Raw genomic sequence first — 23,251 nt, 5'->3', positions numbered from 1 at the left:
TCGACCGGGCCGTGGTGTGCAATGGAGGGTGCGGGCAGGCCCGAACGGGCTTGTGGTGCTGCGGGCCCGGTGCGATCCTTTCCGCCATGTCAGCAGCTCCGCGCCCGCCCGACCACGGGACAGTACTCGCGGAGGTGAGGAAGGTGCGGCGAGCCGGCGTCGTCAGGCTGCGGGAGATCGACACGCCCGAGCTGAGCCGCATCGCCACGCAACTGTCCAGCTCCGAGGGCGAGTTGCCCGGGACGGCCGTCGAGCGGCTGCTGCGGACCGCCGTCTTCGGGATCGGCGGCGGCAGCCTGCAGACCGCCGCCGAGTACACCCTGGGCCTCGCCCAGGGCACCCGCGACTGGCCGCCCGCCGACCGCCGCCGGCGCGCCGCCCAGGTGTACGGGGTCAGCGTCGAACGCTTCCGCAAGCACCACGAGCTGATGGTGCTCGGACAGATCGCCGAGCAGGTCGTCGGCATAGCCGTCCGGCCGCCCGGGGCCGCGGGGGAGCCCGGTCCCGGAGCGGCCGGACTTCCCGCCGCCCACCGCGGACTCCGGCTCGCCCTGCACGGCCGCACCGTCCCCGTCACCGTGCACGTCCACTCGGTGGACCTGCTGCGCGACATCGACGTCGTCGTCTCGCCGACCAACACGTACTTCGCGCTGCCCGCCCCCTACAAGTCGTCGGTCTCGGCGACCCTGCGCCGGGCGGGCGCCCACAAGGACCCCACGGGGGGAGTCGTCGAGGACCAGGTCCACGACGAGCTACGGGGATGGGTCGCCCGGCACGGGACACCGGGCCGGGCGGCCCTGCCGGGCACGGTCGTCGCCACCTCCGCGGGCGCCCTCGCCGAGCAGGGCCTGCGGCGGATCTACCACGTGGCCGTCGCCATGCCCCGCCCCGAGACCAACGACTACGACGTGCAGGCCGCCGACGTCACTCGCGGCGTGGCCCGCGTCTTCGCGCTGCTCGCCGAGGAGTCCCGGGCGAGCGATCCGCCGCTCACCTCGGTCTGTCTGCCGCTGCTCGGCGCGGGCCGGGGCGGCCTGCCGCCGCTGGAGAGCTTCGGCGCGCTGTGGGCTGCGGTGGAGGCGGAGCTCGCCCGGGGCGCCGATTGGGACATCCACTTCGTCGTACGCCGCCACGCGCGGGCCGACCTCGTCGAGAGGCTGCTCGCCGGGCTCGCCGACCGGGGGACGCCATGAACCCGTACGCCGTGCTCGCGGCCGCCGCCGCGTTCTGGGACCGCATCGCCGACCGGCTCGACCAGCCGCTGCGCGACCGGCTCGCCGCGCTCCTCGGGGTGGTGCGCGGCCGGGGCGAGGACGAGTCCGTGCGCCGGGACGCGGCCGACCGGGCGGCCTGGCTGCTGCGGGAGCGGCTGCCCGAGGAGTTCGGCGCGGCGGGCGAGGCGCGGCTCACCGCCGACGCCGGGCCGGACACGGCCACCGGTGGCGGCGTCGGCTACCAGGGCTTTCGTGTGGAGGACCTCGCCGTGCTGCTCATCGACGGGCACCGCATGGTCGGCCCGGTGCTCGGCCCGGTCCGCGAACGGCTGCTCGCCGCGCCCGCGCTGGACGCCGACGCGGTGCTGCGGCACGGCGGCAACCCGTTCGCGCCCGAGCTGATCAGGCTGCCCGGCGCGGGCGGCCTGCCGCGGCTGCCGCGCTTCCAGTTCTCCGAGGACGCGATGCCCTGGCGGATCGTCCTGGAGGTCAACACCCTGCTGGAGGCCGACCGCGACCCGTGGGGCGCCGCGGACTGGTGGCTGTCCGACAACGCCTGGCTCGGCACCCGCCCCGCCCGGCTGCTCGGCACCGGCCGCGACCGCCAACTCGCCGACACCGCACGGTTCCTGATGGGGGGTGAGTAGCCGTGCCGAACTACCGGCCGCCCGACCGGCTGAGCGCCACCCCCGTCAAGACCACCCTGCCCCGGGGCACCGTCCTGTACCGCGTGCACTCCGCACGCCGGGACGCCACCGCGTTCAACCCCAACCCCGCGCACTGCCTGTACGGCGGCGGGCGCTTCGACGGCACGGGCTGCGACCCGTACGGCTATCTCTACGCGGGACTGAGCCCGGTGGCCGCGGTCTGCGAGACGCTGCTTCGGTCGCTGCCGTTCGACCCGGCGGGCGGCCCGCGCCTGGTGCCGCGGGTGAGCGTGCGCGGGCGGCGGCTGACCACGCTGCGGCTCGCCGCCGACGTGACCGTCGTGTCGCTGATGACCGCGCAGGATCTGGCCGGCGTCCACCAGGACACCTGGCTGGTGCAGGCCGAGGCGATCGACTACGCGTACACGCGTGACTGGGCGCACTGGATCCGCGACCACACCGACCCGTGGGCGCAGGGCTTCGTGTGGCGCTCCAAGCGCGAGCCGGAGGACCGTACGGTGCTGCTCTTCGGCGACCGGTGTCCGCGGGGCGCGGTCGAGACGGTGGACGAGGTGCCGGTCGACTTCGGCACCGAGGACGGCGACCGGTGGCTCAGCTCCGTCCTGGAGCCGTACTACGCGCGGCTCGCGCCCTGATCCAGCTCCCCGCCCGGGACCACCGTCCGCACCGCGATCGTGCGCGCCGTCCACCGCCCCGGTGAGCCCGCGCCGGCCCGGCCGAAGTCCCGTGTCGTGTGCGGCCGGATCCGCAGCACCCCGTCGCCGCCGTCCGCCGGGCCGAAGCGGGAGGCGCTGGAGTGCGCGCCCCACGCGGGCAGTTGGAACGGCAGCGTGTTGAGCTCCGACTCGGCCACCACGAGCTTGAGCCAGTCCCGCACCTCGGCCCCCGGCACGGCGGGACGGCCCGGCGGCAGCGAAAGCCGCACCGGCTCGCCGTCCAGGGCGTGGCCGGTGCCGCCGGGCGCGATGAAGTGGCCCGGGTACAGCGCCGGGTCGGCGGCGTAGCTGTCGGTCAGGTCGAGCAGGAGGCACCACAGCGCACGGCTGGGGGAGCGGTTGTGCAGCCGGACGGAGACCCAGGGCGGCCGCGGTCCTTCGGGCCCGGTCGTGTAGGGGCAGGTGATCTCGCCGCTGCCGTCCGGCAGGAGCGGTCCGTCCTCCGGCGCGTCCCAGGGCGTGATCTCCACGCGGACCAGGCCGTCCAGGGGTGAGGGGCGTGCGGTGAGGTCGCGCAGCTGGTGCCAGCGTGCCAGATGGGCCAGGCAGTCGGCGACGCGCCGGGCGTCGCCGGGCCCGGCCAGCGGCAGCGGTTCGACGAACGGGCTGCCGTCCCGCCGCAGTACCTGCGCCGACGACCCGCCCACGACGACCCGGAAGTGCAGGTCCGCCGCCTCCTGCGGGGTGGCCACCACACGTACCAGTGGGGAAGCGGTGGCCAGGACGTCGCCCAACTCGCTTGCGGCCGCGTGCCGTTCGGGCGCCTCGGGTGCTTCGGGCCTTTCGGGAACGGTGAGGGTCACCGTCGCCGGGGCCGCGGCGAGCGCGGAGAGCGTCACCGGGTAGGCCCGGCCGGTCGACGGCGTGCCGTCGGCGAGGTCGACGAGCGTGCGGTGGCCGTGCACGGCGCGGGCGCGGACGACGGTGCCCTCCGGCAGCGCCTCCGTGCCGGGCGCGAGCACCGTGAACTCCGTGCCGAAGGCTCCCGCGCCCTCCCGCAGCCCGTGCCCGCTGCCGCAGTCCACCTCCCAGCCGTCCACGCCGTACCGCAGCAGATAGGGACCGGGCGCCCGCGCGACGGCGCCGCCCAGGAACGGCAGGTCGGCCACGCCACCGGCGTCCGCCGGATACAGCACCGGCTGCTGACCGCCCCCGTTGCGCTGCAGCCTGGCGTCGGCCGCGGCGAGCAGCTCCCGGTACGTGGCGCCCGGCCCCGCCTCCCGTACGACGCCGAGCAGCGCGTGCGTGAACGCGCCGTGCCTGCGGCCCCCGAACTCCCCCTCGTAGGAGAGCTGGTCGAGCCGGCTGGCGGCGAGGAGCACATGGCGCGGGGAGCCGTCGGGGACGGGCAGGTCACGGGCGCCGGTGAGCGCGGTGCGCGGCCACTCGGCGGTGCGCGGCCACTCGGCGGCGGGCGGCGTCCAGCGGGCGGTGAGCTCCGCGTCGCGGGTCGCGCCCCCGGAGTAGCAGCAGTCCAGGACGGCCGCGGTGTGCGGGCCGCGGGCGGCGACCGAGGCGAGCAGGGCGCCGAGCCGCTTGTCGGGCAGCGGGCCGTCCGCGCAGACCAGGGCCTGGTTGCGGCCGGTGGCCTCGATCAGCAGATCCGCGCCGGTCGCCCGCCACTCGGTGCCGTGCCCGGAGAACCAGAGCAGCGCCGTGTCGCCGGGGCCCGCCGAGCCCAGATGCCGCTCGACGGCGTCGACGACGGCCGCCACGGTCGCCTCGGCGTCCAGCAGCACCCGGATCCGCGCCGCGCCGCCCGTGCGGTCGGCGAGCAGCCGCCGGGCCGCGGTGATGTCGTTGACGCAGCCGGTGAGCGGCGTCGCCGTTCGGCGCGGGTAGTCGTTGATGCCGACCATGAGCGCGTAGATCGTCCCCATGCCAGAGAGTCTGACAGCGCCGCCGGCCGCTCGGTCGCGATCCGCGGGTCGTCAACTGGGCGTGTTCCGGCGGCGTTCGGGAGGCACCGACCCCTTGTGCCGAGCGCGGCGATGCGCTTTCTTGATCGGCATGGCTGAAACGACAGGCAGTGGCACCGCCGCCGGCGAAGCGGGCCCCCCGCTGCGCAAGGCGAGCTGGAAGTACGTGGGCCCCGGCATCGTCGTCGCGGCCACCGGCGTCGGCGCGGGCGACCTGGTGGCGACGCTCATCGCGGGCAGCAAGTTCGGCTACACCCTGCTGTGGGCCGCGATCATCGGCTGTCTGGTGAAGATCTCGCTCGCCGAGGCGACCGGACGCTGGCACCTGGCCACCGGGCGCACGCTCTTCGAGGGCTGGCGCACCCTGGGGCGGTGGACCACCTACTACTTCGCGGTCTACGTGGTCATCTGGGGCTTCGTGTACGGCGCCACGGCCATGTCGTCCAGCGCCCTGCCGCTGGTCGCGCTCTTCCCGGACGGTCCTGGCCTGAAGACGTGGGCGGTCATCTGCGGCCTGCTGGGGCTCGCCTTCGTCTGGTTCAACCGGTACGCCGTGTTCGAGAAGGCCATGACGATCGTCATCGGCATGAAGTTCCTGATCGTCGTGTACGTCGCCATCCGCGTCGCCCCCGACCTCGGCAACGCCCTCGCCGGCCTCGCCCCGGTCCTGCCGGACGGCTCCCTGCTCTACACCCTCGGCCTGATCGGCGGCGTCGGCGGCACCATCACCATGGCCGCGTACGGGTACTGGGTGAACTCCAAGGGCTGGACCGACATCAGCTGGCTCAAGGTGATGCGCCTGGACAACCGCGTCGCCTACCTCACGACCGGCGTCTTCGTCGTCGCCATGATGATCATCGGCGCCGAGCTCCTGCACTCCACGAACATCGCCCTCACCTCCGGCGACCGGGGCCTGATCGACCTCGGCGACGTCCTGGCGGACAAGTTCGGCGTGGTCACCGCGAAGCTCTTCCTGTTCGGCTTCTTCGCCACGTCCTTCGGCGCCCTGATGGGTGTCTGGCACGGCGTGAGCCTGATGTTCGCGGACTTCGTGGAGCGGCTGCGGCGCGAGCGCGACGGCGGGGCGGCCGAGGCGGCCGGGGACGGTACGGCGGCCGGGGGCGGCACTGCCGAAGCCGGCGCGGCCGAGGGCGGCATGGTCGAGGAGGTCGCGGCCGGCAAGCGCGAGAAGTCCCTGCCGTTCCGGGCATATCTGCTCTGGCTGACCTTCCCGCCGATGGGCCTGCTCTTCCTGGACGAGCCGTTCGGCCTCGTCATCGCGTACGGCGTGCTCGGCGCGTTCTTCATGCCGTTCCTCGCCCTCACGCTGCTCTGGCTGCTCAACTCCTCGCGCACGCCCCCGCAGTGGCGCAACGGCATCGTCAGCAACGTCATGCTCGCGGGCGCGGGCCTGCTCTTCCTCGTCCTCTGCGTGCAACAGGTGCGCGACCTGCCCTGGTGAGACACGGCCGGTGAGACACGGCAGCGCCGCCGGGGGAGCGGCGGCGCTGCGGTCTTTTCCGGTGACGTACGAGGTGACGTACGGGTAGGGCCTACATGCCGTGGACGTGCGCGCCCACCGAGGAGGACCACGCGTTGCCCGCCGTCGCGTCCCAGTTGGTCGACCAGGCCATCGCGCCCCGTATGCCCGGGTACGTCTTGGACGGCTTGAAGGAGCCGCAGCCCGTGCCCTTGGCCAGACAGTCCAGGGCGTCGTTGACGACCTCCGGCGCGACATAACCGCCGCCCGCCGCCCGCGAGGAGGCCGGGACGCCGATGCCGACCTGCGAGGGCGCGAGTCCGTTCTCCAGCTGGATGCAGGCGAGCCCGGTGAGGAAGTCGACCGTGCCCTGGCTGTAGACCTTGCCGTCACAGCCCAGCATCGAACCGCTGTTGTAGTACTGCATGTTGACCACCGTGAGGATGTCCTTCACGGCGAGCGCGGTCTTGAAGTACTCGTTCGACGGGGACTGCATGTCGATGGTCTGCGGCGCCATGGTGAGCACGAAGCCCGAACCCGCCTTGCTCGCCAGGGACTTCAGGGCCTGGGACATGTACGTGGAGTTGAGGCCGTTCTCCAGGTCGATGTCGACGCCGTCGAAGCCGTACTCCTGCATGAGGCCGTACACGGAGTCGGCGAAGGCCGAGGCGGACGCCGCCGAGTCGACCGCCACCGCGCCCTTCTCGCCGCCGACCGAGATGATCACCGACTTGCCGGCCGCCTGCTTCGCCTTGATGTCGGCCTTGAACTGGTCGACGGTGTAGCCGCCGAGACCGGCCGAGTCGAGGTTGAAGGTGACCTGCCCGGGCGTGCCGGTCGCGTCCGCGAAGGCCACGGCGACGATGTCGTACGCGTCCTGCACATCGGCCAGTTTCTGCACCTGGGCGCCGTTGTCGAAGTTCTGCCAGTACCCGGTCACCGCGTGCGCGGGCACCGCGCGGGGTGCGGCGTCCGCCGGGGCGGCACCGCCGGTGAAGAGGCCGGTGAGGGCGAGGGCCAGGGCGGCGAGGGCGCCGACGGCGGCTCCCGTCCTGCTGCGTGTACGGACCACTGCTGCCTCCGTGGGGGGAGTGGGGTGGGGGGATGGGGGGGGGTGCAGCCGGGGATGAGGGGTCCGGCTGGGGGTCAAAGCTGGTCCAGACCAATGAGGTTGTCAAGGGATCAAACATCACTTGGTGCACAGCGGAATCCCCCACCTCCACATGAACAGTGGGAAGTTGGGTGTCGAGTCGACCATGACGTGGATATGGTGCTGAGGCAGGAGTGCACGAGGACCGGGGGTGTACGCGTTGCCGACCGCCATAGCCGTCACCGGACCCGATCTCGTGCTGCCGTCGCCCGACCGGCACACCCCGTCGGCCACCGTGCTCCAGTCGGCGCTGGAGCCGGCGCGGACGTACTCCTTCGACCGGGCGCTCACCGAGATGCACACCCTCATCGAGCACCACGGCTACGTCATCGCCCTGTGCCCCGCCTCGGCGCCCCCGGCGGTCGTCCAGCGGCTGCACGCGGTGCGTTCCGTCCTGGAGAGCGACCGCATCGCCGTCGTCCGCACCGACCTGCCGCCGCTCGGCCTCGCCGTACTCGCCCTGCAATTACGGCAGTTGTCGGTCTGCGACTTCAGCCCCGGCGTGCTCGCCTCCGCCGCCCGGCTGCTCTCCCACTACATCTACGCGGGCGCCCTGCTCGGCTCCGTCGCCCGGCTCGACCGGGTGCCCGTCACCCTCCAGTCGCACGCCAAGTCCTGGGTTCCCGGCAGCCAGTTCGCGGTCCTCGCCACGCCCCGCCCCTCACTGATGAAGGTCTCCAGCGGCGACGAGGCGTACCTGCCAGGGCCCGGATTCGGCACCCGGATGCTCTACGCCCCCGGCCGGCTCGCCCACGACTGGGTCACCGCCACCCTCGCCCCCGCCTGGCACTGTCAGGAGACCACCGAGACACGGCTGCCCGGCGAGTCCGGGCGCTGGTGGGCCACCGGCAAGCTCGTCGAGTTCGCCGCGGCCATCCCGGACATCTCCGTCCTCTACCAACTGGTGTCGTCCGTCCGGCGCGACGACTGCCACTGGTGCGGCCTCGAACTCATCGGGGACCGCTGCGCGTTCTGCGCCGCGCCCCTGCCGCCGCCATCCGACCGCCTCGCGCCGCCGGTGCGCGCCCTGATCCCGCCGGGCTCCCGGCTCCGCCCGGCCGCACCGCACCACGCCCGCCCCACGACCGCCCTGCCCCGCGGCGCCACCTAGGGCAGGACCGCCCCCGCCCGCACCTCGTACGCGACCGACGACCGCACGCGCGCCACCCCGCTCACCGTCCGTAGCCACCCGCATTCGATCGAGGTAGTCCGGCCCATGAACTCACGCCAGCGCCGCGGCATCATCCTGCTGGTCCTGTCGGTCCTGTGCGCGATCGGCGCGTTCGCCGGCGTCCTCTCGGTGATCCGCGACGTGAACGCGAAGGTGGGCCCCGAAGTCCCCGCGTACAAGCTCAAGGGCGACATCGCGCCCTACAAGGAGCTGACCGCCGACCAGTTCGAGAAGGTCGAGATGCCCGAGCGGTGGCTGTCCGACAACGCCGTCACCGACCTCGGCGAGATCCGCGGCAAGATCGCCGTCACCCAGCTGCGCAAGGGCTCGCTGCTGCAGTCCGACATGATCGTACGGCGGCCCGAACTCGCCCCCGGGCAACAGGAGATCGCCATCATGATCGACGCGGCGACCGGAGTTGCGGGCAAGATCACACCCGGCTCGAAGGTCAACATCTACGCCACCTTCAAGGGTGCGACCGACAAGGCGAAGGACCAGTCCAAAGTCATCGTGGAGGGCGCCAAGGTGCTCGACGTCGGCAAGCTGACCCCGCTCGAACCCAACCAGGACGACCGCACCCGGCGCAGGGCCACCGAAGCGGTGCCCATCACGTTCGCCCTCGACACCGCAGACGCCCAACGCGTCGCCTACGCCGAGTCGTTCGCCACCCACGTCCGGCTCGCCCTGGTCGGAGCGGGCGGCGAGGCGACCGTACCGCCGCGCGACCGGACGTACACCCTCGACGAGGACAAGTAGGAGGTCGGGCATGACCACTCGGATCCTCCCCGCTGTCGGCGACATCGACGCGGCCCGCGCGCTGTCCACGCTCACCGGCCAGCTGCCCGACACCGAACCCGCGCTCCCCGTGGGCGACTCCACGGTGCTCCTCGACACCCTCGCGCACCTCGCCGCCGAGTCCGTCGACGAACTGCCCGAGGTCGTCCTCGTGCACGAGCGGATCGGACCCGTCCCGGCCCTCGACCTCATCCGCGACCTGGTGCTGCGCTTCCCCGCGGTCGGCGTCGTCCTCATCACCGCCGACACCAGCCCCGGCCTGCTGACCGCCGCCATGGACTCCGGGGCGCGCGGCATCGTCGGCCTCCCGCTCGCCTACGACGCCCTCGCCGAACGCGTCCAGGCCGCCGCCGCCTGGTCCACCGGGATGCGGCGCCACCTGGGCAGCGGCAGCGGCATCGAGCTGTACGCGGGCGGGGGCGGCGGACCCGGCGGCGCGGGCACCGTCGTCACGGTCAGCGGGGCCAAGGGCGGCGTCGGCACGACCGTCACCGCCGTCCAGCTCGCCCTCGCCGCCGGCGCGTCCGGCCGCACCGTCGCCCTCCTCGACCTCGACCTGCAGTCCGGGGACGTCGCCTCCTACCTCGACGTGCAGTTCCGCCGCTCGGTCGCCGACCTCGCCGCGATCAACGACATCACCCCGCGCGTCCTCCAGGACGCCGTCTACACCCACGAGAGCGGCATCGGCCTGCTCCTCGCCCCCGCCGAGGGCGAGCGCGGCGAAGAGGTCACCGACCGCGTCGCGCGCCAGACCATCGGTGCCCTGCGCGCCCGCTACGACGTGGTGATCGTCGACTGCGGCGCCTACGTCACCGCGGCGAGTGCCACCGCGATCGAACTCGCCGACCAGGCGCTGCTGCTCGTCACCCCCGACGTGGTGGCCGTGCGCGCCGCCAAACGCGTCGTGCGGCTCTGGGACCGGCTGCAGATCCGCAAGGCCGAGGAGACCGTCACCGTCGTCAACCGGCACGGCAGGACCGCGGAGATCCAGCCCTCCCTGGTGGAGCGCGTCACCGGCACGCGCACGGCCCGCACCACCGTGCCCGCCTGCTTCAAGGAGCTGCAGGGCGCGGTCGACGCGGGCCGCATGCAGGACCTGGACAGCCGCTCCACGGTGAAGCAGGCGCTGTGGGCCCTCGCGGGCGAACTGGGCCTCGTCGACCCGGAAGCGGCGGGCTCCGGCACCAGGCGGGGCGCGCTGGCCCTGCGCAGAAAGGCGGCGGGCGGCGACCGGGGCGCGGTCACCCTCGAATTCGCCGGGATGTTCCCGCTGCTGCTCGTGGTCATGACGCTCCTCTGGCAGTGCGCGCTGTACGGATACTCGTACTCCCTGGCCGGGAACGCCGCGGACGAGGGGGCGCGGGCGGCCACGGCGGCGTACGCGGTGGGCGAGGACGCCCAGGGCGCCTGCGCGGCGGCGGCCCGGGAACACCTGCCGGACGCCTGGCAGGGGGCGGACGTGAGCTGCGCGCCCGAGGGCGCGGTGTACAAGGCGCACGTACGGGTCGACGTGCCCGTCTTCTTCCCCGGCTTCGACGCGGGGTGGCAGGTCCACGGCGAGGCGGGGGCGGCGCTGGAGGGGGATGACGGGTGATACGGCCCAAGTCCTTCGTGAGGTTCCGGGGGCGCCGGGGGCGGTCCCCCGAGTCCGGTGGCCGCCGCCGCTGGGGCGACCGCGGCGTATCCATGCTGGAGTTCGCCGGGTTCCTGCCCATCCTGCTGCTCGTCGGCCTCGCCGCGATCCAGCTGGGCCTGGTGGGTTACGCCGCCAACCAGGCAGGGTCCGGCGCCCGCGCCGCCGCCCGCGCGGCCTCGCAGGGCGACTCCGGGGAGGCGGCAGGGGCGGCGGCCATGGACGGCGACCTGAGCTCCTCCATCGACGTCGGCGACGGCGGCGACACCACGACCGCCACCGTCGAGGTGCAGGTCCCGACCCTGCTCCCGTTCATCGGCTCGGACTGGAGCGTCACCAAAGAGGCCACCATGCCCAACGACGACGCCCCGGACGACTGAGCCGTGCCCAACCCCCGTACGCCCGAAGGAGGTCGAAGGACGCCATGAGCCTGCGCGACCGCGTGGCCCCCACCCGCCAGACCGAGCCAAGCCGCGACGACGGGCTCGTCGCCGTCTACCGCGCCAAGCTCCTGGAGGAGATCGACCTCGCCGAGATGTCGTCGCTCGCGGCGGCGGACCGCCGGGTCCGCCTGGAGCGCGTGCTCGGCCACATCATCAGCCGCGAGGGGCCCGTCCTCTCCACCTCCGAGCGCGCCCAGCTGATCCGCCGGGTCGTCGACGAGGCCCTCGGACTCGGCGTACTCGAACCGCTCCTCGCCGACGCCTCCATCACGGAGATCATGGTCAACGGCCCCGACTCGATCTTCGTCGAGCGCGCCGGCCGGGTCGAACAGCTCCCCCTGCGCTTCGCCTCCAACGACCAGCTGATGCAGACCATCGAACGCATCGTCTCGACGGTCAACCGCCGCGTGGACGAGTCCAACCCCATGGTCGACGCCCGCCTGCCCACCGGTGAACGCGTCAACGTCATCATCCCGCCGCTCGCCCTCACCGGCGCCACCCTCACCATCCGCCGCTTCCCGCGCGCCTACACGCTCCCCGAACTCATCGCCCTCGGCTCCCTCGACGAGCACATGCTGATGCTGCTCGCCGCCTTCGTGCGGGCCCGCTTCAACCTCATCGTCAGCGGCGGCACGGGCACCGGCAAGACGACGCTCCTCAACGCCCTCTCCGGTCTGATCCCCGCCCACGAACGCATCATCACCATCGAGGACTCGGCCGAACTCCAGCTTCAGCAGGACCACGTGATCCGCCTGGAGTCCCGCCCCCCGAACGTCGAGGGCAAGGGCCAGATCACCATCCGCGACCTGGTCCGCAACAGCCTGCGCATGCGCCCCGACCGCATCATCGTCGGCGAGGTCCGCGGCGGCGAGACGCTCGACATGCTCCAGGCGATGTCCACCGGCCACGACGGCTCCCTCGCCACCGTCCACGCCAACTCCGCCGAGGACGCCCTGATGCGCCTGCAGACCCTCGGCTCCATGTCGGAGGTGCAGATCCCCTTCGAGGCGCTGAAGGACCAGATCAACTCGGCCGTCGACGTGGTCATCCAGCTGTCCCGGCACGGCGACGGCTCCCGCAAGGTCGCCGAGATCGTGCTGCTCGTCAGCCACGGCCGCCAGCACTTCCGCATCGTGCCGGTCACGCGCTTCGTGCCGCGGCCGCTCGGCGCCGACCGCGTCGTGCACGGTCACTACGAGCATCTGCCGCTGCCGCGCGAGATCGCCGACAAGCTGTACGTCGCCGACGAACCGGTGCCGCCCGCCTTCGGGGTGGCACAGGCCGTCGACGTACTGGACACGAGGGAGGCGATCGGATGACCGACCCCGCAGCCCTCGCGCTGGGCGCCACGATCCTCACCGGCACGCTCGCGGTCGCCGGCGTCCACACGTACGCCTCCGGCCGGGCCCAACGCCAGGCGCTGGTCGACCGGTTGGCGCTGGGACCCGGCTCGGGCGACGGCTCGCCAGGGCGCGTCCGCCGCTTCGCCGCCGTCGACCGCCGACTGCGCCGCACCCGCCTCGGCCGCTCCCTGCACCTGCGCCTCTCGGCGACGGGCCTGGACCTGACGCCCGGCGAGTTCTTCACGTACGTCGTCGCGGTGGTGGCCGCGCTCTGGCTGATCGCGGCGGCGACCCTGGCGCCCTTCTTCGGACCGATCGCGGGCGTGGTCGCGATATGGAGCGCGCTCGCCTTCCTCAACTGGCAGCGCCAGAAACGCATCGAGGCGTTCATCAACCAGCTCCCCGACGTGGCCCGCATCCTGGCCAACGCGACGGCGGCGGGCCTGGCGCTGCGCACCTCGCTGGCGATGGCGGCGGAGGAGCTGGAGGCCCCGGCGGGCGAGGAACTCTCGCACGTCGCCGACCAGTTGACGCTCGGCCGCTCGATCGACGACACCCTGGGCGAGCTGGCGGAACGCCTCCCGTCCCGCGAACTGATCGTCCTGGTCACCACGCTGGTCCTCTCCAACAAGGCGGGCGGCACGGTGGTCAACAGCCTGCGCAACCTGACGCAGACCCTGGAGGACAGGAAGGAGACCCGGCGCGAGGTCCGCACGATGCTGTCGGAGGTCCACGCGACGGCGTTCACGGTCCCCCTGCTCGGCCTCGGCTCCCTGCTCCTCATCAACTCCTCGAACGAGGGCGCGCTGGAGCGGGTGACGGGCTCACCGCTGGGCCAGACGCTGATCCTGATCTCGCTGGGCCTGTACGGGATCGGATTCTTCGTGATCAGACGCCTCGGAAAGATAGAGGTATAGAAGTGCCGCGCAGAGAGGGTGAGTGACGTTGCTGGGCTTGCTGTTGGCGCTGGTGATGGGCCTCGCCGTGGCGGGCGCCTGCCTGGGCATCCGCATGTACCGGGCGGACGCGAAGCTGCCGTCCGACCTGGCGGTGGCCCTGGAGGTCGGCGCGACGCGCGTCTCGGCCGCGGGCTCCGCGGTCGACCGGCTCGGCATGCGCTTCGCACCCTTCGTGCTGCGCGCCATGGGCCCCAAACGGGTCGACGCCAAGCGCCGCAGGATCGACATGGCGGGCAACCCGGGCGGCCTGACCATCGATCGGTACGCGGCCCGGCGCGCGGTCTACGGCGTCTTCGGCCTCGTCCTCGGCCTGGTCTTCCTGACCAACGGCTCCCCGCTCTTCGGCCTGCTCACGCTGGCCTTCGGCGCGGTGGCCGCGGACGCGCTGATCTGGCAGGCGATCCGCGAACGCCGCGAGGTCATCGACCGCACGCTCCCCGACTTCCTGGACGTCCTCGCCGTCGTGGTCTCGGCGGGCCTCGGCTTCCGTCAGGCGCTCGACCGGGTGGCGGAGCGGTACGAGGGTCCGTGGGCGGACGAACTCCGCATCACCCTGCGCCAGATGGACATGGGCGTCAGCCGCCGCCAGGCCTTCGACGAGCTGCGCCGGCGCAACGCGTCGGAGCAGGTGGCCCAGTTCGTCTCGGCCCTCCAGCAGGGCGAGGAACTGGGCTCCCCGATCGCCGACACGCTGATCCAACTGGCCACGGACATGCGGCGCACGGACGCGCAGAACTCCCGCCGCAGGGCGGCGAAGACGATCCCCAAGGCGACGATGGTGACCCTTGTCTTCATGCTCCCGGCCACGATGATCCTGATCGCGGCGGGGATGTTCCTGGGCTCGGGGTCGGACTTCGGCTCGATTCTGGGCCGTTAGAAGCAGCTTCGGGAAAGCCCTTCGCGGGTGCAACTCGATGTGGGACAGTCGGAATCGAGCTCACGGTTTGCGGGAGGGGACTTCGTGCATGGTGATCTCACCGAGGGGGAAGAGAACCCGCCAACTTGCGGGCCCGGTACGTGGGTTGCCGCATCCGTTGCGCAGAGTTGCTGCCGATGCACGCGTGGTGGCGTACGTTGCCTCTGACCGCAACGGGCCCGGTATCCGGTGGGAGAGAAGGAGCCGTCGTGCTGAAGGAACGCGTGCTCAGAGTCTGGGTGGACTGGACGGTTTCCGTGACGTCCCGGGTACGGGGGCGGGAGCGGGATGCGGGGGCGGGGTTTGTGGAGTATGCGGGGCTGATGATTCTTATTGCGGGGATCTTCGTCCTCATCGACGGCCTCGGGCTCGACGGTCAGATCTCCGGTGCGATCCAGGACGCCGTATCCGACGTGATCGGCGGCTGAGACGACGCCTCGTCGGCGGTGACAGCGGGCAGACGCTCCCCATCTACATCTGGCTGACGGGCATTCTGCTCTTCGTCGCCTTTGCGTTCTTCGCCTTCGCGCAAGGCGCTTCGGCGCGCAATGGGGCTCAGACCGCTGCGGACGCCGCCGCTCTGGCCGCCGCGCAGGACGCCAGGGATGAGCTCGTCGACGGCTTGGAGCTGGCCATCGGTGACGGGGACGACTGGCTCGACTGGCTCGTCGGAGACAGGTTCGAGGGTCTCGGAGCTCAGGCCGCGGCGAACGCGCTCGCAGCCGAGAACGACTCCACCGTCAGCGTGACGCGCGACGAAGTGAACGGATACCCGGGCTTCCGCGCGGACGTCGAGACCAATTACACCGTGGGCGATTCGATCATTCCGGGTACGGAGTCGCAGCACGCCAAGGCCCACGCCACCGCGGTCATCAAACCCCGCTGTGATTTCGATCCTTCGGCCGACCCCGAGAAACCCGTGGAACTGGTGTGTGACGGTGAGGATCCCGTCGAGATCGATCCGGACGACTTCGAACCGGGTGACCTCCCGGATGCATCCGTCCTCTTCTCTGTCCTCCTGGCCGACTGACACGCGATCGACGAGAGAAGGAAGCCGTGGCGATGAGTATTCGGCGTACCGCGACGACCCGCAGGGCAATGAGCGCTGCGGCGATCACCACCGGGCTGGTCTTGGCGGTGGCCGGCTGCGGCGGTGGAGACGACGGGGGCGACAAGACCGACAAGGACTCGTCGCCGTCGACGGCATCGTCCAAGCAGGGCGGAGATGATGACCAGAAGGACGAGGGCAGCCAGGACTCCTCGTCGGACAAGGTGCTGGCCGAGGTCAAGGGCGAGGAGAGCATCACGCTGACGGTCACCTCCGCTGTTCGCGACGGCGGTGGTTTCGTGACGGTATCCGGCACCGTGACGAACAATGGCGGCAGGTTCTGGGCGGCCGCCAACTGGCGTGGTGAGGAACGGGAGCTGAACAAGAACGGCTCCTCCGTTGCGGGAGCCAACCTGATCGACAACTCCGGGAAGAAGAAGTACCTGGTGCTCCGGGACACCGAGGGACGGTGCTTGTGCACCAAGTTCACCGGCGGAGTGAAGCCGAGCCAAACGGCCGAGTGGTACGCGCAGTTTCCCGCGCCGCCCGAGGGCACCACCAAGGTCGACTTCCAGGTGGGCGGCATGCCCCCCGCCCCCATCGAGCTCTCCGAGGGCGAATGACCATGCCCCGCCACCACCACCTCACCGGCGCCGCCCTCACCGCCCTCGTCCTCGTCCTCGGCCCCACGTCCGCGTGGGCCGACGACGACCCCACCGCACCCCCCGGCAGCTCCACCACCTCCCCGCCCCCCGAAGTCGACGCCAACAGCCCGGGGCTGAAGCTCGCCGACGGGGCCACGCTCGCGCCCGCCAAGGTGCTCGACATCAAGTCCGTCGTCGAGGACCTCGGCGGCGAGGAGCGGCGCGAGGACACCAACACGGACGTGAAGTTCGCCCTGCAGGCGGAGGTCCTCTTCCCCAAGGACAGCTCCAAGCTGAACCCCGAGGCGAAGTCCCGGATCAAGGCGATCGCCGAAGAGGCCAAGAACCAGAAGGCCACGGACGTACGCGTCTTCGGGTTCACGGACAACCTCGGCTCCTACGGCCACGGCAAGAAGCTCTCCCGCCAACGCGCCGAAACCGTGCACGACACGCTCGCGGGCTTCCTCGGCCCCGAAGTCACGTACTCCGTACGCGGCTACAGCGAGGACTACCCCATCGCGGACAACGGCTCCGAGGAGGGCCGCCGCAAGAACCGCCGCGTGGAGGTCTCCTTCCCGCGGGGCGAGACGGGTACCAAGACGGCCACCGGGGGCAGCGCGCCCGGGACCGCGGACTGAGCCACGGGTACCGCCCCACCCGCCCCATCCGGCCGAGGCAGCCCCCGTCGACGCCGAAACCTGCGTGCCCCCGCGCACCCCCAATGCCAGGATTGCCCCATGAACAGCAGGGACACCACGAACGACCCGGCCCCGGACGGCAAGAGGGACCGCGCCCCGGACCGACCCACCGGCACCAGCTCCACCCCCCGCCCCGCCACCGGCACCAGCTCCACCCCCCGCCCCCGCCCCTTCGACGACCTCGTCGCCGAGGCCGATGCCGCGCCCACCGAAGGGTGGGACTTCTCCTGGTTCGAGGGGCGGGCCACCGAGGAACGCCCCTCCTGGCGGTACGCCGAGTCCATGGCGCGACGCCTCGCCCACGCGTCCGCGAGCCTCGACATCCAGACCGGCGGCGGCGAGGTGCTCGCCTCCGCCGCCACGCTGCCCCCGCTCGCCGTCGCCACGGAGGGCTGGCCCGCGAACGTCGCCAAGGCCACCGCCCTGCTCCACCCCCGCGGCGTGGCCGTCGTCGCCGCGCCCGAGGACGCCCCGCTGCCGTTCGCGGACGGCGCCTTCGACCTCGTCACCAGCCGGCACCCGGTGAAGGCCGACTTCGCCGAGATCGCCCGCGTGCTGCGCCCCGGCGGCACGTACTTCGCGCAGCACGTCGGGCCCGCCAGCGTCTTCGAACTCGTCGAGTACTTCCTCGGACCGCAGCCCGCGGAGGTCAGGAACGGCCGCCACCCCGACCTGGAGCGCGCCGAGGCCGAGGCCGCGGGCCTGGAGGTCGTCGACCTGCGGGCCGAACGGCTGCGGATCGAGTTCCTCGACATCGGCGCCGTCATCCACTTCCTGCGCAAGGTCGTGTGGATGGTCCCCGGCTTCGACGTGGCGACGTACCGGCCGCGCCTGCGCGAGCTGCACGACCGCATCCAGGCCGAGGGCCCGTTCGTCGCCCACAGCGCCCGGCACCTCTTCGAGTTGCGCAAACCGGTCAGTCGGGGCGGTAAGTGACGTACGGGAGGGCCTGATTCCGCATCGTTACCGAGACTGGCTCGATCCGCCCGCGAACGTCACGTAAGTTCAGACCAGGGCTAATTCGCGTGAGCAAATCGACGCGGGCGGTGCCGCGCGGTGGAGGGGGCCGCACGGCACCGCGAGCCGTCACCCGCCCCCCCCGGGCCCCCGGGGCCTCGCCCTTGCGCTCCGCCCCCAAGCCCCGCGGCCTGCACGGCTACAGGCGCTCCGCCTCCCGCACAACGACACGCGCGCCCCGGCACACGCCCCACCCGGCCATCGCCCCGGCCTCCGCCTCGATCACATGCCGGGCCCGCGGCCGCGGCAGCCCGATCCGCCCCGGCCGCATCGTCCGGACGGCCAGCACGCGGAACCCCCGGTCGAGGTAGGCCACATCGACCGCGAACCTCATCCCCACCGTGTGCACACTGCTCGCCGGCGACAGCAGGAGCGCCCCCGTGATCCCCGTCCGGCCGAGCAGCCCACGCCGCCGGGCCCGCGCCGAGTCCGCGATCTCCAGGGGGATCTCCTGGGGCATCTCCAAGGGGATCTCCAGGGGGACGGGGAGAAGGGGAGCGGAGACCGTCATCGTCGCCATGCCGCGAACGTAGCCGCAGGGCGGTCCGGAACGTCAAGCGCGCGAACCTCCCGGGGGTCCCTCTTGGGGGGTACCGGCGCGCCCGGCCGAAAATCGCCTTCAAACCCGTGAATCCGCCGGTAGAACGGGACCGCGCAGTCGTCGGGCGGTCTCGGAGAGTAGTTGTGGCACGCCGATGCACCCAGCAGCACTTACGAAGGGTTATGGTGGAAACCCCCCCTCGGGCCGGTCCATCTCCCCCCCATGGACCGGCCCGATTTTTTGTGCCACGGAGCGGGCGGGGCGCGGACCCGGCGAGCAGCCGTCGGAAGATCTTCGTCCGGATATCGTCAGGGACATGTCGAACGCATTCCCTCCGCCGCAGCATCCGCAGGATCCCCAGGCCAACCCTCAGGCCAACCCGCAGGTCAACCCGCAGGTCAACCCCCAGGCCGGCCTGCCCACGTACAACGGACCCGCCCAGGACCCCGGCTACGGCCAGGGCCAGCAGTACGGCCAGGGCTACGGCTACGGCTATGCCCCCGGGCCGATGGCCCCCACGCAGATGCCCGGCACCGTCCGCGCCGCGCAGATCGTCCTCTGGGTCCTCGCCGGACTCACCGTCATCGGCAGCGTCATCCTGATCGGCGCGGTGAACCCGGAGACGGGCGGCGCGGCCCTCGGCGTGAACATCTGCCTCCTGGTCGCCGCCGGCATGGCCTTCCGCTTCGGCAGCGCGGGCCACGGCATCCGCGTCACCTGCATCGTCCTGACGAGCGTGCAGATCGTGCTCGGGCTCGGCGGCACGGCCGCGGGCAACCCGGGCGGCCTGCTGCCGCTGCTCGGCTCCATAGCCGTGGTGATCCTGCTCTCCCAGGGCACGGCCGGCGCGTGGTTCAAGAGGCCCCGCGCCTGAAGCCGCCGGCGCCCCTGACACCCCGGAAACCCCGGAGCCCCGGACCGGAACCACTCCGGTCCGGGGCTCCCGTACGTACGAGCTCCCGTACGGGCGGGCGCCCCCGCCCGCGCACCTCAGCCCCGTCCGGCCCAGATGTTGGTGCCCGGCGTCGACACCGCGAACGTGTCGATCGCGGACAGCTCGTCCTCCGTCAGCTTCGGACCCGTCAGCGCCGCCACGTTCTCCTCCAGCTGCTTGACGCTGGACGCGCCGATCAGCGCGGAGGTCATCCGCTCGTCGCGCAGCACCCAGTTCAGGGCGAGCTGGGCGAGCGACTGGCCGCGGGCGGCCGCGATGTCGTTCAGGCCGTTCAGGCGGCGCACCACCTCGTCGCTCAGGAGCTCCGGGTCGAGCGACTTGCCCTGCGTGGCGCGCGAACCCTCCGGGATGCCCTTCAGGTACTTGTTCGTCAGCAGCCCCTGGGCGAGCGGCACGAAGGAGATGCAGCCCATGCCGGCCTGCTCCAGCGTGTCGAGCAGCCCGTCCTCCTCCGTCCAGCGGTTGATCATCGAGTAGGACGGCTGGTGGATGAGGGCCGGCACGCCCATCTCCCGCAGCAGGCGCGCCGCCTGGGCGGTCTGCTCGCTGTTGTACGAGGAGACGCCCGCGTACAGCGCCTTGCCCTGCTGGACCGCGGAGGCCAGGGCGCCCATCGTCTCCTCCAGCGGAGTCTCCGGGTCGAAGCGGTGGGAGTAGAAGATGTCCACGTAGTCGACGCCCATCCGCTTGAGCGACGCGTCCAACGACGAAAGCAGATATTTCCGGCTGCCCCACTCGCCGTACGGGCCGGGGTGCATGAGGTAGCCGGCCTTGGTCGACAGGACCAGCTCGTCGCGGTACGCGGCGAAGTCCTGCGCGAAGATCTTGCCGAAGTTGAGCTCCGCGGAACCGGCCGGCGGACCGTAGTTGTTGGCCAGGTCGAAGTGGGTGACGCCCAGGTCGAAGGCGCGGCGCAGGATCGCGCGCTGGGATTCGAGGGCCTTGTCGTCACCGAAGTTGTGCCACAGACCGAGGGAGACCGCGGGCAGCTTCAGGCCGCTGCGGCCCGTCCGCCGGTACTCCATCGAGTCGTATCGGTCCGATGCCGCGCGGTACAGAGACGTGTCGTTCATGGGGACGAAGCTACTTGAGCGCCATGCGCCCCGACTGTGGAGGGACGCTCGAGCGGCGGTAGGGTGTCGCCCTCGGGGTTGCTCTGGGCGCGCCCCTTGAGGACCGCCATCTGCTGGAGGCTGACACACGTGAACCTGCGCGACCTGGTGTACGGACTTTACGCACGCCGGGTGGAAGGCCGCCTCGACCACGACCAGGTGCCCAAGCACATCGGGGTCATCCTCGACGGCAACCGCCGCTGGGCGAAGGCCGCGGGCGGGACCACCGCGGAGGGCCACCAGGCGGGCGCACACAAGATCGAGGAGTTCCTCGGCTGGTGCGCGGAGACGGACGTCGAGGTCGTCACCCTGTGGATGCTCTCCACCGACAACTTCGACCGGCCCGAGGACGAGCTGACCCCGCTCCTCGGCATCATCGAGGCCACCGTCCGCTCGCTCGTCGCCGACGGCCGCTGGCGGGTGCACCACGTCGGCGCGCTCGACCTGCTGCCGGGCCACACCCAGCGGGTGATGAAGGAAGCCGAAGAGGCGACCCGCCACAACACCGGGATACTGGTCAACGTCGCCGTCGGCTACGGCGGCCGCCAGGAGATCGCCGACGCGGTCCGCTCGCTGCTCCTCGACCACGCGGACAAGGGCACCAGCCTGGAGGACATCGCCGAGAGCGTCGACGTCGACCTCATCTCCAAGCACCTCTACACCAGCGGCCAGCCGGACCCCGACCTGGTGATCCGAACGAGTGGTGAGCAGCGTCTGTCCGGATTCATGCTCTGGCAGTCGGCCCACTCCGAGTACTACTTCTGCGAAGTCTTCTGGCCGGCCTTCCGCAAGGTCGACTTCCTGCGCGCACTGCGCGACTACGCGGCCCGCCACCGGCGCTACGGCGGCTGACCCGCACCACCCCCTGAGGTCGGGGTCACCCGGAGTTAACCAACGCGTCGTCATATGCCCTGGCATGGCCGCGCTTGTTCGAGGGAATAAGCCTTCCAGGTCGACGTCTCAGCAGTATCCGACAGGGACGTCGTATCTCAGCGGACGGCATGGGTCGTCCGCCCGGGAGGCCCTTTGCACCAGGACGACCGTGTGAGCAGCACGGGCGACGTGGAGGGCCGGCGCTCGGCCCGCGCATCGCGGCCCGTGACCGGTCCGGCTCACACCCGCCGGATCGCACCCGGCATCCCTCCCGTCGCTCCCCGACCTCATCCGAGGGGGTACGTCCTTCCGTGGTGACCAGCACAAAGCGCCGCATGCCCGACAGGCGCACCTATGTTCTCGACACCAGCGTCCTGCTGGCCGACCCGAACGCCCTGACCCGCTTCGACGAGCACGAAGTCGTGCTGCCCGTCGTCGTGGTGACGGAGCTGGAGGCCAAGCGGCACCACCCGGAGCTCGGCTACTTCGCCCGGCAGGCGCTGCGCCTGCTGGACGACTTCCGCATCCGGCACGGACGCCTCGACGCCCCGATTCCGATCGGGGACCTGGGCGGTTCGCTGCGCGTCGAGCTCAACCACTCCGATCCCGGCGTGCTCCCGGCCGGCTACCGGTTGGGGGACAACGACTCGCGGATTCTCGCCGTGGCGCGCAACCTGCAGGCGGAGGGGTACGACGTCACCGTCGTCTCCAAGGACCTGCCGCTCAGGATCAAGGCCTCGTCGGTGGGGCTGCTCGCCGAGGAGTACCGCGCCGAACTCGCCATCACGGACTCCGGCTGGACCGGGATGTCCGAACTGACCCTTTCGGCCGAACAGGTGGACCTCCTCTTCGAGGAGGAGACCCTGTACGTGCCCGAGGCGGCCGACCTGCCCGTGCACACGGGCCTCACCATCCAGTCGGAGCGCGGCAAGGCGCTCGGCCGGGTGACGGCCGAGGGCAACGTCCGGCTGGTGCGCGGGGACCGCGAGGCCTTCGGCATCAAGGGCCGCAGCGCCGAGCAGCGGATCGCGCTCGATCTGCTCCTCGACCCGGACGTCGGCATCGTCTCGATGGGCGGCCGGGCCGGCACCGGCAAGTCGGCGCTCGCGCTCTGCGCGGGCCTTGAGGCGGTCCTGGAGCGCCGCCAGCACCAGAAGGTGATGGTCTTCCGGCCGCTGTACGCGGTGGGCGGGCAGGAGCTCGGCTATCTGCCCGGCACCGAGGCCGAGAAGATGGGCCCCTGGGCGCAGGCGGTCTTCGACACGCTCGGTTCGGTGGCCGGGAAAGAGGTCATCGAGGAGATCACGGCGCGCGGGATGCTCGAGGTGCTGCCGCTCACCCATATCCGCGGACGCTCGCTGCACGACGCGTTCGTGATCGTGGACGAGGCGCAATCCCTGGAGCGGAACGTCCTGTTGACCGTGTTGTCCCGGATCGGGGCGAACTCCCGTGTCGTCCTGACCCATGACGTGGCCCAGCGCGACAACCTCCGCGTCGGGCGGTACGACGGAGTGGTCGCCGTCGTCGAGAAGCTGAAGGGCCATCCGCTCTTCGCGCACGTCACGCTGACGCGGTCGGAGCGTTCGCAGATCGCGGCCCTGGTGACCGAAATGCTGGAGGACGGCCACCTCTGAGTCAGATCACGGCAATTGCACCGTAGTTGGCGCCGCCCGGCAAAGCGAAGGAGCCTAGCCGGGCGGCGTCGCGGTGTGCGCCTCTTTCCGAAAAACTCCTGGGGCAAACGGGGTGTGAGCTTTCCCACGCAACGGAGAATTGCCTTGCGGTGTCCGGCTGGGGCAGAGTCTGGGTCCTGTCAGGCCCCGCATGCGACACACGTGTACCCCCAGCGGTACGAAACCTCAGAACTTCATAGTGGCCGTCGCATGCCGCCCGAAGCACCACGCGGCGCTCCCTGCACGGGAGTTGTCCACCGGGTCCGTGCCTCCCGTGACCGAT

At 71.8% G+C, this 23,251-nt stretch carries 23 protein-coding genes; 19 read left to right on the top strand and 4 right to left on the bottom strand.

The genetic code is table 11. From position 1 onward, the window contains the following. The first annotated feature begins 86 nt into the window (after window positions 1–86). Genes ACFYO9_RS03800 through ACFYO9_RS03790 form a run of 3 tightly spaced genes read left to right on the top strand, consistent with a single transcriptional unit; the run spans window position 87 to window position 2,517 of the window. Window positions 87–1,193 (top strand): hypothetical protein, encoded by a 1,107-nt coding sequence (locus tag ACFYO9_RS03800; protein WP_358777557.1) that lies wholly within the window; start codon window positions 87–89, stop codon window positions 1,191–1,193. Then, complete coding sequence (locus tag ACFYO9_RS03795) at window positions 1,190–1,861, top strand: hypothetical protein (RefSeq protein ID WP_358777556.1); 672 nt, start codon at window positions 1,190–1,192, stop codon at window positions 1,859–1,861. Before ACFYO9_RS03800 ends, ACFYO9_RS03795 begins: the two co-directional genes overlap by 4 nt. 2 nt (window positions 1,862–1,863) lie before the next feature. Continuing rightward, window positions 1,864–2,517 (top strand): RES family NAD+ phosphorylase, encoded by a 654-nt coding sequence (locus ACFYO9_RS03790; protein ID WP_355803360.1) that lies wholly within the window; start codon window positions 1,864–1,866, stop codon window positions 2,515–2,517. On the opposite strand, the gene ACFYO9_RS03785 is transcribed toward ACFYO9_RS03790, so the two are convergent. Continuing rightward, window positions 2,496–4,478, bottom strand: a complete 1,983-nt coding sequence (locus ACFYO9_RS03785) for a caspase family protein (RefSeq protein ID WP_358777555.1) — start codon at window positions 4,476–4,478, stop codon at window positions 2,496–2,498. The genes ACFYO9_RS03790 and ACFYO9_RS03785 overlap by 22 nt on opposite strands. Window positions 4,479–4,608: 130 nt before the next feature. On the opposite strand from ACFYO9_RS03785, the gene ACFYO9_RS03780 reads away from it, so the two are divergent. Beyond that, entirely contained in the window at window positions 4,609–5,979 is a 1,371-nt protein-coding gene (locus tag ACFYO9_RS03780; protein WP_358777554.1) for an Nramp family divalent metal transporter, read from the top strand. Window positions 5,980–6,070: 91 nt separating this feature from the next. Here ACFYO9_RS03780 and ACFYO9_RS03775 read toward each other — a convergent pair whose 3' ends face one another. Beyond that, on the bottom strand, window positions 6,071–7,069 hold the full coding sequence (locus ACFYO9_RS03775) for a chitinase (RefSeq protein ID WP_358777553.1): 999 nt from the start codon (window positions 7,067–7,069) through the stop codon (window positions 6,071–6,073). Between the two features lie 238 nt (window positions 7,070–7,307). Between ACFYO9_RS03775 and ACFYO9_RS03770 the strand changes: the two genes are divergently transcribed. The 12 genes from ACFYO9_RS03770 to ACFYO9_RS03715 all read left to right on the top strand — a co-directional run bounded on the left by ACFYO9_RS03770 (window position 7,308) and on the right by ACFYO9_RS03715 (window position 17,733). Continuing rightward, window positions 7,308–8,258 carry a hypothetical protein gene (locus tag ACFYO9_RS03770; protein ID WP_358777552.1) on the top strand — a complete coding sequence of 317 codons (951 nt, stop codon included), beginning with the start codon at window positions 7,308–7,310 and terminating at the stop codon, window positions 8,256–8,258. Between the two features lie 105 nt (window positions 8,259–8,363). Further along, window positions 8,364–9,074, top strand: coding sequence for a Flp pilus assembly protein CpaB (gene cpaB / locus ACFYO9_RS03765; protein WP_355803350.1), 711 nt, complete (start codon window positions 8,364–8,366; stop codon window positions 9,072–9,074). A 10-nt stretch (window positions 9,075–9,084) separates the two neighbouring features. Then, complete coding sequence (locus tag ACFYO9_RS03760) at window positions 9,085–10,707, top strand: AAA family ATPase (RefSeq protein ID WP_358777551.1); 1,623 nt, start codon at window positions 9,085–9,087, stop codon at window positions 10,705–10,707. A 92-nt stretch (window positions 10,708–10,799) separates the two neighbouring features. Continuing rightward, entirely contained in the window at window positions 10,800–11,126 is a 327-nt protein-coding gene (locus ACFYO9_RS03755) for a TadE/TadG family type IV pilus assembly protein (protein WP_358710313.1), read from the top strand. Window positions 11,127–11,170: 44 nt separating this feature from the next. Further along, window positions 11,171–12,508 (top strand): CpaF family protein, encoded by a 1,338-nt coding sequence (locus ACFYO9_RS03750; RefSeq protein WP_355803344.1) that lies wholly within the window; start codon window positions 11,171–11,173, stop codon window positions 12,506–12,508. Further along, window positions 12,505–13,449: a type II secretion system F family protein gene (locus ACFYO9_RS03745; protein ID WP_358710225.1), complete on the top strand. Its 945-nt coding sequence runs from the start codon at window positions 12,505–12,507 to the stop codon at window positions 13,447–13,449. The genes ACFYO9_RS03750 and ACFYO9_RS03745 overlap by 4 nt, the downstream gene beginning before the upstream one ends. Before the next feature lie 28 nt (window positions 13,450–13,477). Continuing rightward, the gene (locus ACFYO9_RS03740) at window positions 13,478–14,368 is read left to right on the top strand and encodes a DUF5936 domain-containing protein (protein ID WP_355803340.1); all 891 of its coding nucleotides are present in this window, start codon (window positions 13,478–13,480) and stop codon (window positions 14,366–14,368) included. A 278-nt stretch (window positions 14,369–14,646) separates the two neighbouring features. Next, complete coding sequence (locus ACFYO9_RS03735; protein WP_388666008.1) at window positions 14,647–14,835, top strand: hypothetical protein; 189 nt, start codon at window positions 14,647–14,649, stop codon at window positions 14,833–14,835. Beyond that, window positions 14,814–15,437, top strand: coding sequence for a pilus assembly protein TadG-related protein (locus tag ACFYO9_RS03730; protein ID WP_355804179.1), 624 nt, complete (start codon window positions 14,814–14,816; stop codon window positions 15,435–15,437). Before ACFYO9_RS03735 ends, ACFYO9_RS03730 begins: the two co-directional genes overlap by 22 nt. A gap of 32 nt (window positions 15,438–15,469) precedes the next feature. Beyond that, window positions 15,470–16,078: a hypothetical protein gene (locus ACFYO9_RS03725; RefSeq protein WP_355803338.1), complete on the top strand. Its 609-nt coding sequence runs from the start codon at window positions 15,470–15,472 to the stop codon at window positions 16,076–16,078. Further along, window positions 16,075–16,737 carry an OmpA family protein gene (locus ACFYO9_RS03720; RefSeq protein WP_388665939.1) on the top strand — a complete coding sequence of 221 codons (663 nt, stop codon included), beginning with the start codon at window positions 16,075–16,077 and terminating at the stop codon, window positions 16,735–16,737. The genes ACFYO9_RS03725 and ACFYO9_RS03720 overlap by 4 nt, the downstream gene beginning before the upstream one ends. Window positions 16,738–16,836: 99 nt before the next feature. Beyond that, window positions 16,837–17,733 (top strand): class I SAM-dependent methyltransferase, encoded by an 897-nt coding sequence (locus ACFYO9_RS03715; RefSeq protein ID WP_358777550.1) that lies wholly within the window; start codon window positions 16,837–16,839, stop codon window positions 17,731–17,733. Window positions 17,734–17,953: 220 nt separating this feature from the next. On the opposite strand, the gene ACFYO9_RS03710 is transcribed toward ACFYO9_RS03715, so the two are convergent. Continuing rightward, window positions 17,954–18,274: a DUF192 domain-containing protein gene (locus tag ACFYO9_RS03710; RefSeq protein WP_358777596.1), complete on the bottom strand. Its 321-nt coding sequence runs from the start codon at window positions 18,272–18,274 to the stop codon at window positions 17,954–17,956. Between the two features lie 397 nt (window positions 18,275–18,671). On the opposite strand from ACFYO9_RS03710, the gene ACFYO9_RS03705 reads away from it, so the two are divergent. Beyond that, entirely contained in the window at window positions 18,672–19,229 is a 558-nt protein-coding gene (locus tag ACFYO9_RS03705) for a hypothetical protein (RefSeq protein WP_358777549.1), read from the top strand. A 116-nt stretch (window positions 19,230–19,345) separates the two neighbouring features. On the opposite strand, the gene mgrA is transcribed toward ACFYO9_RS03705, so the two are convergent. Further along, a complete protein-coding gene (mgrA, locus tag ACFYO9_RS03700; protein WP_358777548.1) occupies window positions 19,346–20,383 on the bottom strand; it encodes an L-glyceraldehyde 3-phosphate reductase in 1,038 nt (345 codons plus the stop codon). A gap of 129 nt (window positions 20,384–20,512) precedes the next feature. On the opposite strand from mgrA, the gene ACFYO9_RS03695 reads away from it, so the two are divergent. Then, window positions 20,513–21,274 (top strand): isoprenyl transferase, encoded by a 762-nt coding sequence (locus ACFYO9_RS03695; protein ID WP_355803326.1) that lies wholly within the window; start codon window positions 20,513–20,515, stop codon window positions 21,272–21,274. 332 nt (window positions 21,275–21,606) lie between these two features. Beyond that, a complete protein-coding gene (locus ACFYO9_RS03690) occupies window positions 21,607–22,929 on the top strand; it encodes a PhoH family protein (protein WP_355803324.1) in 1,323 nt (440 codons plus the stop codon). Window positions 22,930–23,251: the final 322 nt, after the last annotated feature.

Source organism: Streptomyces sp. NPDC005863 (genome assembly GCF_042871345.1).
Classification (GTDB): domain Bacteria; phylum Actinomycetota; class Actinomycetes; order Streptomycetales; family Streptomycetaceae; genus Streptomyces.
Note: the sequence above shows the minus strand (reverse complement) of the source record. Positions and strands in the feature narration are given on the sequence as shown.

Excerpts from the sequence above, each read along its gene's own strand:
- mgrA (WP_358777548.1), bottom strand. The coding sequence starts at position 20,383 with ATGAACGACACGTCTCTGTACCGCGCGGCATCGGACCGATACGACTCG.
- ACFYO9_RS03715 (WP_358777550.1), top strand. The coding sequence starts at position 16,837 with ATGAACAGCAGGGACACCACGAACGACCCGGCCCCGGACGGCAAGAGG.
- ACFYO9_RS03800 (WP_358777557.1), top strand. The coding sequence starts at position 87 with ATGTCAGCAGCTCCGCGCCCGCCCGACCACGGGACAGTACTCGCGGAG.
- ACFYO9_RS03705 (WP_358777549.1), top strand. The coding sequence starts at position 18,672 with ATGTCGAACGCATTCCCTCCGCCGCAGCATCCGCAGGATCCCCAGGCC.
- ACFYO9_RS03725 (WP_355803338.1), top strand. The coding sequence starts at position 15,470 with ATGAGTATTCGGCGTACCGCGACGACCCGCAGGGCAATGAGCGCTGCG.
- ACFYO9_RS03755 (WP_358710313.1), top strand. The coding sequence starts at position 10,800 with ATGCTGGAGTTCGCCGGGTTCCTGCCCATCCTGCTGCTCGTCGGCCTC.
- ACFYO9_RS03785 (WP_358777555.1), bottom strand. The coding sequence starts at position 4,478 with ATGGGGACGATCTACGCGCTCATGGTCGGCATCAACGACTACCCGCGC.
- ACFYO9_RS03795 (WP_358777556.1), top strand. The coding sequence starts at position 1,190 with ATGAACCCGTACGCCGTGCTCGCGGCCGCCGCCGCGTTCTGGGACCGC.
- ACFYO9_RS03710 (WP_358777596.1), bottom strand. The coding sequence starts at position 18,274 with ATGCCCCAGGAGATCCCCCTGGAGATCGCGGACTCGGCGCGGGCCCGG.
- cpaB (WP_355803350.1), top strand. The coding sequence starts at position 8,364 with ATGAACTCACGCCAGCGCCGCGGCATCATCCTGCTGGTCCTGTCGGTC.
- ACFYO9_RS03780 (WP_358777554.1), top strand. The coding sequence starts at position 4,609 with ATGGCTGAAACGACAGGCAGTGGCACCGCCGCCGGCGAAGCGGGCCCC.
- ACFYO9_RS03750 (WP_355803344.1), top strand. The coding sequence starts at position 11,171 with ATGAGCCTGCGCGACCGCGTGGCCCCCACCCGCCAGACCGAGCCAAGC.
- ACFYO9_RS03745 (WP_358710225.1), top strand. The coding sequence starts at position 12,505 with ATGACCGACCCCGCAGCCCTCGCGCTGGGCGCCACGATCCTCACCGGC.
- ACFYO9_RS03720 (WP_388665939.1), top strand. The coding sequence starts at position 16,075 with ATGACCATGCCCCGCCACCACCACCTCACCGGCGCCGCCCTCACCGCC.
- ACFYO9_RS03760 (WP_358777551.1), top strand. The coding sequence starts at position 9,085 with ATGACCACTCGGATCCTCCCCGCTGTCGGCGACATCGACGCGGCCCGC.